This is a genomic window from Flagellimonas sp. ABD4_174 (assembly GCF_056160185.1).
Window position 1 is genome coordinate 2,746,451 of sequence record NZ_JBSWWP010000001.1, and the last position, 15,470, is coordinate 2,761,920.

General features: G+C 44.2%; 12 protein-coding genes and 1 tRNA gene. 8 read left to right on the plus strand and 5 right to left on the minus strand.

The features are described from left to right. The first annotated feature begins 24 nt into the window (after nt 1-24). From ACXAFK_RS12235 to ACXAFK_RS12245, 3 genes are read left to right on the plus strand one after another with little or no spacing between them, the layout of a single operon-like run. Nucleotides 25-2,466, plus strand: a complete 2,442-nt coding sequence (locus tag ACXAFK_RS12235) for a TonB-dependent receptor (protein ID WP_474957945.1) — start codon at nt 25-27, stop codon at nt 2,464-2,466. Between the two features lie 19 nt (nt 2,467-2,485). After that, complete coding sequence (locus ACXAFK_RS12240; protein ID WP_474957946.1) at nt 2,486-3,472, plus strand: 3-oxoacyl-ACP synthase III family protein; 987 nt, start codon at nt 2,486-2,488, stop codon at nt 3,470-3,472. A gap of 9 nt (nt 3,473-3,481) precedes the next feature. Beyond that, the gene (locus tag ACXAFK_RS12245; RefSeq protein WP_474957947.1) at nt 3,482-4,978 is read left to right on the plus strand and encodes an AMP-binding protein; all 1,497 of its coding nucleotides are present in this window, start codon (nt 3,482-3,484) and stop codon (nt 4,976-4,978) included. Between the two features lie 51 nt (nt 4,979-5,029). Here ACXAFK_RS12245 and ACXAFK_RS12250 read toward each other — a convergent pair whose 3' ends face one another. Then, nucleotides 5,030-6,805, minus strand: coding sequence for an alkaline phosphatase (locus ACXAFK_RS12250; RefSeq protein ID WP_474957948.1), 1,776 nt, complete (start codon nt 6,803-6,805; stop codon nt 5,030-5,032). Between the two features lie 227 nt (nt 6,806-7,032). Here ACXAFK_RS12250 and ACXAFK_RS12255 point away from each other — a divergent pair. The 5 genes from ACXAFK_RS12255 (at nt 7,033) to ACXAFK_RS12275 (ending at nt 10,943) form a co-directional block, all read left to right on the plus strand. Beyond that, nucleotides 7,033-7,116, plus strand: a tRNA-Leu gene (locus ACXAFK_RS12255). A 172-nt stretch (nt 7,117-7,288) separates the two neighbouring features. Next, nucleotides 7,289-8,188, plus strand: coding sequence for a MerR family transcriptional regulator (locus tag ACXAFK_RS12260; protein ID WP_224837730.1), 900 nt, complete (start codon nt 7,289-7,291; stop codon nt 8,186-8,188). Between the two features lie 6 nt (nt 8,189-8,194). Then, nucleotides 8,195-9,655 (plus strand): phytoene desaturase family protein, encoded by a 1,461-nt coding sequence (locus ACXAFK_RS12265; protein WP_474957949.1) that lies wholly within the window; start codon nt 8,195-8,197, stop codon nt 9,653-9,655. Further along, the gene (locus ACXAFK_RS12270) at nt 9,652-10,494 is read left to right on the plus strand and encodes a phytoene/squalene synthase family protein (RefSeq protein ID WP_224837732.1); all 843 of its coding nucleotides are present in this window, start codon (nt 9,652-9,654) and stop codon (nt 10,492-10,494) included. The genes ACXAFK_RS12265 and ACXAFK_RS12270 overlap by 4 nt, the downstream gene beginning before the upstream one ends. Continuing rightward, entirely contained in the window at nt 10,491-10,943 is a 453-nt protein-coding gene (locus ACXAFK_RS12275) for a sterol desaturase family protein (RefSeq protein WP_252080172.1), read from the plus strand. Before ACXAFK_RS12270 ends, ACXAFK_RS12275 begins: the two co-directional genes overlap by 4 nt. 1 nt (nt 10,944) lies before the next feature. On the opposite strand, the gene ACXAFK_RS12280 is transcribed toward ACXAFK_RS12275, so the two are convergent. From ACXAFK_RS12280 to ACXAFK_RS12295, 4 genes are all read right to left on the minus strand, one after another. Continuing rightward, nucleotides 10,945-11,511, minus strand: coding sequence for a TlpA family protein disulfide reductase (locus tag ACXAFK_RS12280; protein ID WP_474957950.1), 567 nt, complete (start codon nt 11,509-11,511; stop codon nt 10,945-10,947). Beyond that, nucleotides 11,508-12,068: a TlpA family protein disulfide reductase gene (locus tag ACXAFK_RS12285; RefSeq protein WP_474957951.1), complete on the minus strand. Its 561-nt coding sequence runs from the start codon at nt 12,066-12,068 to the stop codon at nt 11,508-11,510. The genes ACXAFK_RS12280 and ACXAFK_RS12285 overlap by 4 nt, the downstream gene beginning before the upstream one ends. 78 nt (nt 12,069-12,146) lie before the next feature. Then, on the minus strand, nt 12,147-14,414 hold the full coding sequence (locus ACXAFK_RS12290; protein WP_293296163.1) for an aconitate hydratase: 2,268 nt from the start codon (nt 14,412-14,414) through the stop codon (nt 12,147-12,149). A 101-nt stretch (nt 14,415-14,515) separates the two neighbouring features. Further along, nucleotides 14,516-15,469 (minus strand): AAA family ATPase, encoded by a 954-nt coding sequence (locus ACXAFK_RS12295; RefSeq protein ID WP_474957952.1) that lies wholly within the window; start codon nt 15,467-15,469, stop codon nt 14,516-14,518. Nucleotide 15,470: the final 1 nt, after the last annotated feature.

A 15,470-nucleotide genomic window follows, 5' to 3' on the forward strand; every position in this document is an offset into this window, starting at 1 on the left:
TAATTAACTAAACTTAAACAAACAATGAAACTATTACAGACACTATTGGTATTGTTCATGGGCATGACAGCATTGTTGGCCCAAGAAGTTGCCGTAAGCGGTACCGTTACCGATGAAGAGGGCAACCCCCTTGAGGGCGCGAGCGTTTATGTGGCCGAGATCAGCGTGGGGACGACCACCGACGCCAACGGAAACTATGAGCTCCTATTAAAGGAAGGGAAACACATCATCCAGTTTTCCTATATCGGGTATTCCCCAGTGGCCAGGCCCATTACCTTGGACGCTTCGGGGGCGACCCTCGATGTAACCCTCCAAGCAAGTATGAGCCTGGATGAAGTGGTCATTGTATCCGGGTCCAAAAAAGCTGAAAAAATCACAAGCTCACCTGCCACGGTAGTGACCATCTCCCCAAGGCAGATCAATGAATATGCGGGGAACCCAGCGGAACTGCTGGCAAGAAAAAAAGGGATAGACTATTTCAGGGCGGGCATTGCCACCCCCGCTTTCAACATCAGAGGGTTCAATTCCAATTTCAACTCCAAAAATTTACAAGTGGCCGATGGCCGTATATCGAGTTTGATCGCCACCGGACTTCCCATGGGGCCACTGACCACAACGATAAAGGAGGACATTGAGCAGATCGAGGTGGTCTTGGGACCCAACGCCACCCTCTATGGGCCAAATGCCCATAATGGCCTGCTCAATACCATTACAAAGGACCCCAGAAGATCAGAAGGCATTACCGTCGCCACGAACCTGGGCGTGAACAGTGACGGGAACGGATACTATTCCGGAAGATTGCGGATAGCCAAAAAACTTAGTGACAAATGGGCGTTCAAGGCCACTGGGGAATACACCAAGGCCACGGAATTCATATATGCGGACTCCGTGTACATAGACCGGGACTTGGACGGTGTCACCGAAGGATACCCCGAATATGACCTGGACAACGATGTCAAGTTCTTAAAGACCGAGGCCAGCGCCTACTATTCACCATCCAAAGGTACGGACCTGATTGCCACCTATGGGCATAGCAACAGCACCTACCTTTCCCCTACCAATGTGGGCAGGAATCAAATCATTGACTGGAGGATAAGTTTTGGACAACTTCGTTTCAACACCAGGAATTTCTTTGCCCAGGTATACTACACCACCAGTAAAACCGACGACACCTACTCGATCGATGACAGGACCAAACAGTACTATCGCGGTATCGACGCCGGCCTGTCCGAAGAAGAGGCCTCTGGCGAATTTTCATACGAAAGTGGGGCCCGTTTTATCGACGATTCCAAAAGGTGGAACGCCGAAATTCAGTACTCAAACTCGCTTTTCGACGATCGTTTGGACCTGGTGACAGGGCTTCAATGGCAATTGGACAAGGCCAACAGTCATGGCTCTTATCTCCTTGATGAGGATGAGGACGATTATATAGACGTTGCCCAACTGGGTGGATATCTCCATTTGGACTATGATTTCGGGGGCGGGTTCCGGGGTATTGCCGCCACACGTATAGACAATCACGAAATCTACGGGACCAATGTGGTTCCCAAGTTTGGGGTCCTCAAAGCGTTTGACAAGGGAACCTTGCGTTTAACCTATGGTCAGGGAATCGCCGCCCCCACCATTCTCAACATGTATGGAGATTTATTCTCCGGATTGATTCTGGGCAACTCCGACGGCTTCACCTTGACCGATGGAACCGTAATCCCGGCCCAGGGCGTGGAAAAAGTCGATACCTACGAAATAGGGTATCGCGGATCCCTTTCCCCAAAACTCTACGGGGATTTCAATGCCTATTACAATGTCAACAAAGACTTTTTAAGTCCGGTCACCGTAATAGGAGTGGCCACACATCGAGGGGACACCCCCATTGAGGAAGTACAGTCCGGGTATGCCATTTACAATGGATTGGTGGCCACCTATATCAACTTTGGACAAGTGAACACCTACGGTGCCGACCTGGCTTTGACCTACAGTATATCACCCAAATGGAACCTAACGGCCAACTATTCCTATTTTGATTACTCATTTGATGAAGATGACATGGACAATGACTTCAACAATGATGGTGAAGTCAACTTTTTGGACTTTTTGATCAACTCCCCGACCAATAAGATTGGCGCTGGACTAAACTACAACGGAGAAAAATTCTTTGCTTCGGCATTTGGTCGATGGGTGGAGGAGTACAACTATTTCTCCAGCTACCAGATAGCATCAGAGACTTTGCCTGGCTATACGTACAGGGGAACCCCGATTGTCGAGGACTCAAAAAGCACGGATTCCTACAACTATGGGCCTTTGGGGGGCTTCGTGACCTTCGACCTCAACTTCGGCTATCACTTTAATAAAAACTTTACGCTTTCGTTTGCGGCCACCAATCTGTTCAATACGGAAATGAGGGAATTTACCGCAGCTCCCCCGACCGGTGGCCTGTACGTACTGGAAGCAAAATTTAATTTGGATTAACAAAACAACCAAAGCATAAATGAAAAATGCCAAAATTGTATCCTCGGGAATGTACGTTCCCGAGGACATTTACACCAATGCTTATTTCAATGGGTTATTGGGCGAGGATGTGGATACCTGGTTAAGGGAAAATGTGGAGATCTTTGAACGAAGATGGTGCAAGGACAATGAATCCACCGCCGACCTTTGTGAAAAAGCGGCGAATGCAGCATTGCAAAATGCAGGCCTAAAGGCCTCCGACCTGGATCTGCTCATCATCGCGACCGATACACCGGAATATATCTCCCCCTCAACAGCAGCAGTGGTGCAGCATCGGATCGGAGCCGTAAACGCAGGGACGTTCGATCTGAACGCAGCCTGCGCAGGGTTCGTGACCGCTACGGAAACTGCGGCACACTACATCAAAAGTGGCGGGCTGGACAAAATCATGGTCATTGGTGCCTACGGAATGAGCAAATATTTGGACAAAAAAGACAAAAAGACCGTTACGCTCTTTGCTGATGGTGCAGGAGCGGTCATCTTGACCGCTACCGAGGAGAAAAACAAAGGGCACCAAGCGGGCAAATTGATCTCCAAAGGAGAATATGCCGATTGGATGGGTATTTATGCCGGAGGGACCAAAACCCCGATAGACCACGAGGTTATCGAACATAAGGACCATCGCTTAAAGTTTGTAAAGAAATTTCCGCCCGAGCTAAATCCCCAAATGTGGAGCATGTTGGCCAAACAATTGGCCGAACAAATGAAGATCGACATAAAGGAGGTGGACCAATTCCTGATCACACAGATCAATATTAATGCCATTAGGGAAACACTAAAAATATTGGGGGCCCAAGAAGACAAAGCCTATACCGTAATGCACCACTATGGCTATACCGGGTCGGCATGTATTCCCATGGCCTTGCACAAAGCTTGGGAAAACGAACGCATAAAAGAAGGGGACACATTGTTTTTCATCGGTTCCGGAGGCGGATTGGCCTTTGCCGCAAATGCTTTTATACTGTAACTTTAACGTATGATGATCAACACTTTTGATTGGTTCAAAAAATGGGCGGGTTATACCCCTGACAAAATTGCCTTAAAAGATGCTGAATCGGGCACGACACTTACGTACCGCCAAATAAACAATGCATCCAATAGTATTTCATACTATCTAAAGGATAAGTACCAGTTAAAAAAAGGGGACAGAATTGCCATCATTGCTGAAAACGACCTTACCCAGGTACTACTTTTTGGTGCCGCACAAAAAATGGGGATAATTCTCGTCCCCATCAATTTCAGGCTTGCCCATGCAGAAGTGGAATATTTGCTCGGGGATTCCGAATGTTCCCTGGTATTGTACAGTGAAGGATCCTACGATATCCATGGGTTAAAATATGAGGCTACCTATGAGCCCATTGCCCCTTTTATCCATTTTATCGATGATGAAAGTCCCGAATACGAGGAACAGGTAAATGAAGAAGACCCCATTTTTATCCTGTACACAAGTGGCACCACCGGTTTTCCCAAAGGAACGTTGTACACGCATAAAATGCTCTTTTGGAACAGTATCAATACCGCACTTAGCCTAGTTATAAGTAGCGCCACCAAAACCCTCAACTGCATGCCGCTTTTTCACACCGGGGGCTGGAACGTACTCCTGACACCGGTTTTGCACCATGGCGGGACCATAATCATGTTCAAAAAGTTTGATGCGGAAAAAATATTAAAGTCCATTGACTCCGAAAGGCTCGACCTTTTTATGGGTGTCCCTACCATGTTAAAGATGATCGCCGAGCTTCCGGAGTTTGAATCAACGGATATCAGCTTTCTCAACTATATCATTGTTGGGGGAGAAAGTATGCCAACACCTTTGATCAGAAAATATCACGACAAAAATGTCCCTATTCGCCAAGGTTACGGTTTGACCGAAGTAGGTCCAAACCTGACATCGCTCCATCAAAAGGAAGCCGAAAGAAAACAGGGCTCCATTGGCAAACCCAACTTTTATGTCCAAGTTCGGATCGTGGACGACCATGGAAACGATCAACCCCCGAACGAACCGGGAGAACTATGGATATCCGGCCCCATGGTAACCCCTGGATATTGGAAAAATGACAAAGCCACGGCAAACAGTAGGTTCGAGGGATGGTTTAAAACGGGGGATGTCGCCCTGATGGACCGAGAAGGGTTCCTATTTATAGTGGACCGAAAAAAACACATGTATATCAGTGGGGGTGAAAATGTATACCCAGTCGAAGTTGAACGAGTATTGCTGCAACATGAAGCCATAAATGAAGCCGTTGTTTTCGGGATTCCCCATGAAAAATGGGGAGAATGTGGTGCCGCATTGATCATAAAGGAAAAAGAAATCAGTTCAGAAGAAATTCGTGACTATTGCATGAAAAACCTTGCCAAATTCAAAGTGCCCACAGAAATACATTTTATAGATTCAATTCCCAAAGGGGATACGGGAAAAATCGATCGGAAAAGCTTGAAGAGCACCTTCATGAAGGCAAGGAACATGGGATAGTACAATGCCCGCCGGTTACCAAGACCACTCGAACACCGGGACAGCACACCCCTAATTACTTTTTAAGATGCCCAAAATCTTGTGAAAGACCTCTGTGTTCCCATAGACCCCATTAAAGACTTCGGCCTTGGGCCCATAAGCGAACAAGGGCACCATAATGCCCGTATGGTCCACGGTCAGAAAATCACCCTGTACCTCCCCTTTTTCCATGTGGCCCCCGACAATGCCAAAACCGGACGTCTCGTGATCGGCCGTAATGATCACCAGGGTGTTCTTGTCGGCATCGGCAAATTTCAAGACCTCCGCAATGGCCTGGTCAAAGTCCAGCATCTCCCTTACGATATCACCCATACTGTTGGAATGACCGCCATTATCGATTTGTGCAGCTTCGACCATAAGGAAAAAAGGGGCGTTCCTTGATTCCAAAACACCAAGGGCCCTTGCCACGCTTTTGGGCAAGGCCCCTTCCCTGCCATTCGCCATTGAGGGAGCTTTGCCCCCGCCTAGATATACTCCGGTCGGCTCTTTAAAACGCCCAAACGAATCCAATTGCTGTGTAGCAAACACCGCTTCGATGGAAGCCCTCTCCTTTTCGCCACCCGCAATGAAGAAATCCAACGGACTGTTTTTCAGGTCCTGGACCAATCCCTTGGTATCGTCACGTTCCCTTCTGTGGGCATAGAACGCAGATGGCGTGGCCCCATAGATTGCGTCCGTGGAAACTATGGCCGTATGAAAGCCCATACGGCTGACCACCTCCACCAAATTGGGCAAATGTTTGCCTTCCGGCCCAGTGCCAATGGCCCTGTTATTTGTTTTTGTACCTGTTGCCATGGCAGTGGCACCCGCGGCGGAATCCGTGATCAGGTCATCGCGGGAGTCCGTTTTCACCAAGCCAATGTTTTTGACTCCGGTCAAGGTCAGGTCCCCCCTGTTTGCGATCATGGCCGAAGTAATTTGGGCCAGTCCATTTCCGTCCCCTATCATCAAAACAATATTCCGGGGGCGTAGGTCGGGATCGTATCCATATTCGGGCTTGTACACCCCTATGGGAGCTTCCAACCTAAAAGTCTTCATATCCAGTTTCCCCAAATACTGCTTTGCCAATGCCGGCTTGTCCGTATGGATATAATCCACACCCAGTTTGGCCATTCGGGCCCAAGCAGTCTTGGTATCGGGCGTCGCCCAAAACCGGAAAGGTTTTCCCGAGACCTTGGCCCTGGCAATGGCCATCTTTACGTTTTTTAGGTCTGTGGACGTCATCCTACCGTAACCGTTCCAAGCGGCATAGTTTTTAAAACTGACACTTACCAGTGCCACCTTATCCAGATCGATTTGGTCGAGCCCTTCCAGGTTTTGATGGTCGAACCAAACAAAATCAGGATAGTTTGTATAATCTTCCGGTTTGGGCCGATTGCCGGACACCACGAATTTGACCTTGCCCCCATCGATGAGTCCGGGATAACCTTTCAAAACCGGCACCAGCTTCTCCAGCGTGGAATAAGCCTCCGATTTTAAGTCAATGAGCAATTGTAGCTGTCTCAGTTCCCCCGATTTTTCAACATCGGCGAGCCTATCCAAATACAATTTCCCCAAAGTGTGGCCAGCAACTATTTCATCCTCAGCGTGGGCAACGTAGAGCGAATCATTTTTCAAGAACACATCTGCTTCAATGGATGATGCGCCGTTACTGTATGCAAACCAAAAGGGCAATTCTTGGAGATAATCGTTGTGGGAGTGCACGTGATAAGTTGTTTGGCCATAAAGGATGGTGCCCGATGCGATAAACAACCATATAATACTGAAGCATTGCGAAGCCGGTCTCATTACTGTTTTGGTATTGTTCAATAAATGTTGCTGTGGTCTCCCTTACATGGGACACTTGGCAAGTACGGACAAAAATAGGGGACACACCCAAGGACAACTATTACGATTTTGTAAATTTTGTGCAAAGTCCATGTATGGTGACCCCTTGGCACCACCCTTATAAAAAAACATTAAACCCCCTTCCTTTTGCACAAAAAAATTATATTTGCACACTTAAAATTCCAAAGGCCCACGTGGTGGAATTGGTAGACACGCTACCTTGAGGGGGTAGTGTTCGAAAGGACGTGCTGGTTCGACTCCAGTCGTGGGCACAGAAAAAAACCGCAAGTAATTGCGGTTTTTTTGTTCATCAACCTTTCCTGAAAAATCCTCAAACTTTTTCCCAAAAGCCTGATATTACCGAAGTGGATTCTAAAATTTATGATAAAAAACTAGGACAACATTTTTTTAATTGTAAATTTGTTTAACGTTTAAACTCAAACAATGAACAATGTAAAAACATCTTTCAGCATTCGGGATATGGAAAACCTATCCGGAATCAAGGCCCACACTATAAGGATTTGGGAAAAAAGATACAATTTGTTCAGTCCGGAAAGAACAGATACAAATATTCGCACCTACAACTTGGAAAGCTTACAAAAGCTCTTGAACGTAACCTTACTGTACAATAATGGGTACAAAATTTCCAAAATCGCCAAGTTAGGGGACCAAAACATACCATCTTTGGTCAACGAAATCATAGCTAAAAATAGCGAGAAAAGCCACTCCATAAATTCTTTTAAGTTGGCTATGCTCAATTTTGATCAGTCACTCTTCCTAAAAACCTACAACGGTCTAATGGAAGAAAAGTCTTTTACCCAAATTTTCAACGAGGTTTTTATACCACTGCTCAACGAGCTCGGGTTGTTATGGCAGACCAATACGATCAGTCCGGCCCACGAACATTTTATCTCGAACTTGATTAAACAGAAAATATACATCCACACCGAGATGCTTCAGTTTGAGACACCTTCCAGAAAAGACGAAGTGTATGTCTTGTTTTTGCCAGAAAACGAAATTCATGAATTAGGTCTTTTGTACATTAACTATCAATTGGCTTTAAAAGGGTACAAAACCATATACTTGGGACAGACCATGCCCATCGAAAGCTTGGAAGATCTGTTAAAATATTATACCAACATACGCTTTGTTTCTTATTTTACCGTTGCTCCTACAAAAGATGATATGGGGGATTATTTTAATAAATTCCTCAAGGTCCTGAAAAAATCCCCAACCTCGCAATTGTTTGTCCTCGGACATCAAATCCAAGAAATAGGAGAATTAAAACCTAAGGAGCCCATAAAAATTTTCAAGTCCATAAACCAACTTATTGAATCACTTTAAAGACGAATGAAAAAGGTAATAGTAATCGGTTCTGGTTTTTCCTCGCTCTCTGCCTCGTGTTATTTGGCAAAGGCCGGTTATTCCGTTGAAATTTTTGAAAAAAACGACACTGTGGGCGGAAGGGCAAGGCAGCTGACCAAGGAAGGATTTACTTTTGACATAGGTCCAAGTTGGTATTGGATGCCCGATATTTTTGATAAATTCTTTGCCGATTTCGGTAAAAAAACTTCCGATTACTATCAATTGGACAAACTCAACCCCGCCTACAAGATCTTCTTCCAAGACGATACCATGACCATTGGGGACTGTATGGATGCCATTTGTGATGAATTTGAACGTATTGAGTCCGGTAGCAGTCAGCACCTAAAACAGTTTATAGGCCAAGCCCAGGAAAACTATAACATTGCCATTAACAAAGTTGTTCTCAGACCTGGTCTTTCACCGTTGGAATTGGTAACCAAAGAAACCGTTCTAAAAGTCGACCAATTTTTTAAAACCATAAGCCAGCAGGTTAGAAAGCGATTCAAAAACCCCAAATTGGTATCCACGCTAGAGTTTCCCGTTTTGTTTTTGGGCGCAAAACCCAGTAATACGCCTTCTTTCTACAATTTTATGAATTTTGCCGATTTTGGACTGGGCACTTGGCATCCAAAGGGAGGAATGTACGAAATTATAAAGGCTATGAAGAGCTTGGCTGAATCCTTGGGCGTAACCATACACACCAACAGTCCAGCCAGCCATATTTTGGTATCCGAGGGCAAAGTGCTCGGTATCCGAAGCAAGGGCACAAACCAGATAGCCGATTTTGTGGTAAGTGGAGCGGATTACCACCATTCCGAAACCCTGTTGGACAAAAAATATAGACAGTACTCCGAGGAGTATTGGGATAAAAAAACATACGCCCCTTCATCTCTTCTTTTTTATGTAGGATTCGATAAAAAGTTGGACAACATTGAGCATCACAATCTTTTTTTTGACACTGATTTTGAACAGCATGCCGAGGAAATTTATGATCGCCCACAATGGCCGAGCAAACCTTTGTTCTATGCTAATTTTCCGTCCGTAACGGATGCCTCCATGGCTCCCAATGGCAAAGAAAACGGATTTTTCTTGATACCGATTGCTCCAGACCTTGAGGATACGCCCGAACTGCGAGACCAATATTTTGATATAATTATGGACAGATTCGAAAATCTGACCCAAGAATCTGTAAAAAATTCCGTAATTTTTAGAGATAGTTTTTGTGTAAACGATTTTGTGGAACAATACAATTCATACAAAGGAAACGCCTATGGTTTGGCCAACACTCTGCGCCAGACCGCTTTTTTGCGACCTAACCTTAAAAGTAGCAAGGTCCAAAACTTGTTCTTTACCGGTCAGTTGACCGTTCCCGGACCAGGGGTCCCACCTTCCCTGATATCCGGTAAACTGGTGGCCGATTTAATCATTAAAGAAGAAAAGAGATGAAAACTATTTTTGACGACGTTTCGTATAGTTGCAGTAAGATTGTAACCCAGTCCTACAGTACTTCATTTTCCATGGCGACCAAAATGTTGGCTCCCTCCATCCGAGCGGACATTTACAACATTTATGGTTTTGTTCGATTTGCGGATGAAATTGTGGACACCTTTCATGAGTACGACAAAAAGCAGCTTTTTGATGCTTTTGAGAATGAGATGGATCGTGCTATCGAGCAAAAAATTAGCCTCAACCCAATATTGAACTCTTTTCAGCACACCTATCACAAGTACGATATACCTTACCATTTGGTTGCCTCTTTTATGAAAAGTATGCGAATGGACCTTACCAAAAAGAGGTACGAAACATTTGATGAATATCGCGAATACATTTATGGTTCTGCCGATGTTGTGGGATTGATGTGCCTATGCGTTTTTGTTCAAGGAGATAAAGAGAAATACGAAAAATTAAAAGAATCTGCGATGGCACTGGGTTCTGCCTTCCAAAAAGTAAATTTTCTCCGGGACCTAAAAGCCGATTATGAAGAACTTAACAGAACTTATTTCCCAAATACAGATTTAATGGAACTCGACGAAGCTTCCAAAAAACGTATCGTGGACGAAATTAAAGCTGATTTTGCATTAGGGTATTCGGGTATTGTTCAATTACCGGAACAAGCTAAATTTGGAGTCTACACTGCGTATCGCTACTACAAAAAATTGCTTCAAAAATTACAGAGCACCCCCCCGTTGGAAATCAAAAATACCCGGATTCGAGTACCCAATTATCAAAAATTTGGGCTCTTGGCCCAATCCTATGTAAACTATAAATTGCAACTGGTACAATGAAAGTAGCACTTTGGATACTAATATTTTTATCGACCTTCTGCTTTATGGAATTTATGGCGTGGTTCACCCATAAATATGTCATGCACGGCTTTTTGTGGAGCCTTCATAAAGACCATCATAAAAAGGACCACGACTCGTGGTTTGAGCGGAACGATGCCTTCTTTATTTTTTATGCCGTGGTGAGCATGGTACTATTTTATCTGGGCAGCTATACGTCTTTCTGGTACGGCTGGCCATTGGGTTTTGGAATACTTGCCTATGGGATCGCTTATTTTATGGTCCACGATATTTTTATACACCAACGCTTCAAAATATTTAGAAACGCCAATAATTGGTATGCGCGAGGTGTTCGCCGAGCGCACAAAATTCACCACAAGCATCTGGGAAAAGAAGATGGCGAGTGTTTTGGCATGTTGCTGGTTCCCTTTAAATATTTTAAGAAAAACTGATTTATTCGGCAAGTAGATTATCCAAAAGTGCTCTGGTCTTGTCCGAGTTCCAATTGGCAGCACCTGTTTTATTGACCACAATGTTGCCTTCTTTATCTAAAATATAAGTAACAGGAATTGAGTTGCTTGCCAAAACTTTGGGCGTATAGGAAGCTTGAAAATAAACGGGAAGATCATACTCCTTTTTCTCTAAAAAGGCCGAAACTTTGTCCTCCTCATCATTTGCGACAAAAGCAAAAACAACTTTATCGCCATAATCCTTGTACAAAGCGGCGAAACCTGGTAATTCTGCCACACAAGGCGGGCACCATGTAGCCCAAACATTGATCAATACAACTTTGCCTTTGTGAGAAATAAGGTTCATTTTATTCCCCTCCCTATCCACAAGTTCCCAATGGTAATCTTCCAGTACCGCCTGCTCGTTTTTGTTTACCGTGCCCGGACTAACTACAACAGCAACCACTTTATTGACCCAAACCCTTACATGAAAACCAATTGGTGTAAAAAGTATGAGCAAGATGGCCAATATCCATATACCATTACTGATCTGTTCTTTGGTAATTTTCATTCCGCAATTAATTCATCCAGTAAATTGTACACCTTTGTAGTGCTCCAGTCAGCGATTCCTTCGTTATGGATTACAATATTTCCCGCTTTATCGATTACATAAGAGGATGGCACTTTACTAGTATCCACTGCGGTTTTTTCCCCAATGATCAAATAGGTAACAGGGAATGTAAAATTGTTTTCTTCCATGAAAGCCTTAACAGGCTCTTGCTCTTCGTTGGTAATGATGTAAAAATCCACTTTCCCTTTATATTTGTCGTATAACTCTTGAATACTAGCAAGTTCAGCCTCGCAGGGCAATCGCCAGGATGCCCATAGATTGATAAGGATTACGTTTCCTTTAGATCTTTTAAAGTTAAAAAAGTTCCAATCTTCATCTTTTAGCTGCCAATCGTAATCGGTTATCTGTTGACGTTCCGACTTTTCTATTACCGATGGTGAAAATGAAAAAGCACGGTTCAACCAAATTTTCCCATAATACCCAATCGGAGTAACAAAAAAAGATAGGATGAAAAGAATCAATATAACATTGAGGATGGTCTTTCTACTGATCTTCATTAAAATGTGTTTCTCAAAAAATAAAAACTCCTGACATCAGTATAACGTCAGGAGTTTTGACAAATTATTTAGATACAATTAAGCATTCTGTTTTTTGATCAAGTTCAAGGCCGAACCTTCGTTGAACCACTTTATCTGGGCGTCGTTATACGAATGGTTGGCAATGATGGTATCCTTGCTTCCATCCGCATGGACAACCTCAATGGTCAATGGTTTGTCCGGCGCAAATTCTGCAGCATCCACAATATTGAATGTATCGTCTTCTTGAATCAAATCGTAATCACTCTCATTGGCAAAGGTCAAGGCCAACATCCCTTGTTTTTTAAGGTTTGTTTCATGGATCCTTGCAAAGGATTTTACCAAAACGACCGCAACGCCCAAATGACGTGGCTGCATGGCAGCATGCTCTCTGGAAGATCCCTCTCCATAGTTATGATCACCCACAACTATCGTCATAATTCCATTCTTTTTGTACTCACGTTGCGTATCTGGCACACCGCCGTACTCTCCAGTCAATTGATTCTTGACAAAATTGGTTTTTTGGTTAAATGCATTTACTGCACCAATTAGCGTATTGTTGGCAATATTGTCCAAATGACCTCTAAAACGCAACCAAGGTCCTGCCATGGAAATGTGGTCCGTGGTACATTTTCCGAAGGCTTTGATCAATAGCTTCATACCCTGTAGGTTATCCACGGTAATAGGTGTAAATGGTTCCAAAAGTTGTAGACGCTCAGAATCCGGAGAAACTTTTACAACCACACCACTTCCATCTTTTTGGGGCTCTTCGTATCCGTTTTCCTTTACTTCGAATCCTTTTGGTGGCAACTCCCATCCTGTTGGTTCGTCCAACATTACTTCTTCTCCATCTTCGTTGATCAACTTGTCCGTTAACGGGTTAAAATCCAAACGGCCTGCAATGGCTATTGCAGCGGTCATTTCCGGTGAAGCTACGAAGGCGTGGGTATTTGGGTTACCATCCGCACGTTTTGCAAAGTTTCGGTTAAAGGAGTGTACAATACTGTTCTTTGGTGCATTTTTTGGGTCCTTGTAACGTGCCCATTGACCAATACAAGGTCCACAGGCATTGGTAAATATCTTGGCATCCAATTTTTCGAATATCTCCAAGATACCGTCACGTTCCGTGGTATATCTAACTTGCTCAGAACCTGGGTTAATTCCAAATTCCGCTTTTGTTTTTAGTTTTTTGTCCAATGCTTGTTGCGCAATGGACGATGCTCTTGAAAGGTCTTCATAAGAAGAATTGGTACAAGAGCCTATTAATCCCCATTCCACTGCCAACGGCCAATCATTGGCTTCGGCTTTTTCTTTCATAGTTCCAACTTCCGTTGCCAAGTCCGGGGTAAAAGGACCGTTCAACAAGGGCTTCAACTCGGATAGGTTAATTTCGATCACTTGATCAAAATATTGCTCTGGGTCGGCATATACTTCTGGATCTGCTGTTAAGTGCTCTTTTACCTTATTGGCCTCGTCGGCTACATCAGATCTATCGGTCGCCCTTAGGTAACGCTCCATGGATTCGTCGTATCCAAAGGTAGAAGTGGTTGCACCTATCTCGGCCCCCATATTACAAATAGTTCCTTTTCCTGTGCAGGACATTGCGGTTGCGCCAGGGCCAAAATATTCAACAATGGCTCCCGTTCCCCCTTTTACGGTCAAGATTTCGGCCACTTTTAGAATTACGTCCTTGGGTGCTGTCCAACCAGAAAGTTTACCGGTAAGTTTTACACCGATCAACTTTGGGAATTTAAGTTCCCATGCCATACCGGCCATTACATCTACCGCGTCGGCTCCACCAACTCCGATAGCTACCATACCCAGACCACCTGCATTTACGGTGTGGGAATCTGTTCCGATCATCATTCCGCCCGGGAATGCATAATTTTCCAATACTACTTGGTGGATGATACCTGCTCCCGGTTTCCAAAATCCTATTCCATACTTATTTGATACAGAACCCAAGAAATCAAATACCTCGCTACTGGTCTCGTTGGCATGCTTTAAATCTGCCGCAGCACCATCTTTGGCTTGAATCAAGTGATCACAGTGAACTGTGGTCGGCACCGCTACTTTATCTTTTCCTGCCTGCATAAACTGTAGCAAGGCCATTTGGGCTGTTGCATCCTGACAAGCTATTCTATCGGGAGCGAAATCAACGTAATCCTTTCCTCTTACATATGCCTTTTCTGGATCGCCGTCCCACAAGTGGGAGTATAAAATCTTTTCCGAAAGCGTTAGGGGCTTACCAACCAGTTCTCGGGCTTTTTCCACGCGTTCCCCCATGGAAGCGTAAACGCCCTTAATCATGTCTATATCAAATGCCATTATACAATTGAGTTTTTAGATTTTCGTAATTCGGTAAATTTACTAAATCGTAAAGTAATTTGGAATTAGAATCGTACTAAATAAGTACGAGGAAAATCATTTTATAATAATTCCCCAATAATTTTATCTTCTGTGATACCTTCTGCTTCCGCTTTGTAGTTTTTAAGTATCCTGTGGCGCAATATTCCCAGGGCCACTGCTTTTACATCTTCAATGTCCGGAGAGAATTTTCCATGGATTGCCGCATGTGCCTTAGCTGCGAGTACCAGATTTTGTGATGCCCGTGGGCCTGCCCCCCAATCGATATAATTATTTACATAGTCCGATGCATCGTTTTGATTTGGCCGGGTTCTGTTAACCAGTCTTACGGCATAATCCACCACATTGTCCGGAACGGGTATTCGCCTGATCAAGTGCTGAACCTCAATGATTTCGTCGGCATTAAACAGGGTATTTATCTGGATTTCATTATCCGAAGTGGTAGATTTCACCACTTGTATTTCTTCTTCAATGGAGGGGTATTTTAGTTCTATGGCAAACATAAAACGGTCCAATTGGGCTTCGGGCAACGGATAGGTTCCCTCCTGTTCTATCGGGTTTTGTGTGGCCAAAACAAAATAAGGCCGATTTAATTTGTATTGTTTGCCCGCAATGGTAACGGCTCTTTCTTGCATTGCTTCCAGCAGAGCTGCCTGGGTCTTGGGCGGGGTACGGTTAATTTCGTCCGCCAAAATAATGTTACCGAAAACCGGCCCCATTATAAATTTAAAATTGCGGTTTTGATCAAGCACCTCGCTACCTAAGATATCGCTCGGCATTAGATCTGGTGTAAATTGTATTCTTTTAAAGTCCAGCCCCAATGTCTGGGCAATGGTGTTGACCATCAAGGTTTTTGCCAGACCGGGAACACCGATCAACAGTGAATGCCCCCCTGTGTATATGGATAGCAGTATTTGCTCGATAACCTCTTCTTGGCCAACAATGACCTTGGCGATCTCTTTTTTTAAATCTTGGTGCTTTTTTACCAGGTTTTCAACCGCTGTTACATCCGACATA